Source organism: Sphingomonas sp. SRS2 (assembly GCF_000971055.1).
GTDB lineage: Bacteria > Pseudomonadota > Alphaproteobacteria > Sphingomonadales > Sphingomonadaceae > Rhizorhabdus.
The window spans coordinates 1-882 of record NZ_LARW01000013.1 but is presented as its reverse complement, the minus strand read 5'-3'; the positions used below and the strand labels follow the sequence as shown (position 1 = coordinate 882).

Genomic DNA, 882 nt, shown 5'->3' with positions numbered 1-882 from the left:
GCTCACCGGGCGTGGCACGATCCGAACGCGGTGCAGCTGTCGACGCTGCTGTCGATCAAGACCGGCGGCTGCGCGGAGAATTGCGGCTATTGTTCGCAGGCGGCGGGCAATGAGACCGACCTGAAGGCGACCAAGCTGATGCAGGTCGAGGACGTGCTGGCTGCGGCGCGCGAGGCGAAGGCTTCGGGGTCGGAGCGTTTCTGCATGGGGGCGGCGTGGCGCAGCCCCAAGGACCGCGACATGGATGCGATCGTGTCGATGGTCGAAGGCGTCAAGGCGATGGGTCTGGAGACCTGCATGACGCTGGGGATGCTCAGCGACAGCCAGACCGAGCAGCTCGCCGAGGCGGGGCTCGATTATTACAACCACAATATCGACAGCTCGCGCGAATATTATGACAAGGTCGTCACCACGCGGACGTTCGACGACCGGCTCGACACGCTGGAACGCGTCCGCCGGGCGGGGATCAACGTCTGCTCGGGCGGGATCGTCGGGATGGGCGAGGACCGGGCCGACCGGATCGGCTTCCTCCATGCGCTGGCGACCTTGCCCGAACATCCCGGCAGCGTGCCGATCAACGCGCTGGTGCCGGTGAAGGGCACGCCGCTGGGCGACATGCTCGAAGGACTGCCCGAGGCGCGGATCGACGACATCGAGTTCGTCCGCACCGTTGCGGTGGCGCGGATCACGATGCCGGGCTCGGTGGTCCGGCTGTCGGCGGGGCGCGAGAGCATGAGCGAAGCGACGCAGGCGCTGTGCTTCCTCGCGGGGGCCAACTCGATCTTCACCGGCGACCGGCTGCTGACCACCGGCAACCAGGGCAGCGACGCCGACGCCCGCCTGTTCGGCAAGCTGGGGCTGACGGGCTCGATCAATCACACG

Annotated in this window: 1 protein-coding gene; it reads left to right on the top strand. The window is 67.7% G+C overall.

The features are described 5' to 3' along the window. Positions 1-882: biotin synthase BioB (gene bioB / locus WP12_RS00070; RefSeq protein ID WP_046191734.1), on the top strand; the 882-nt coding region annotated here is incomplete at both ends.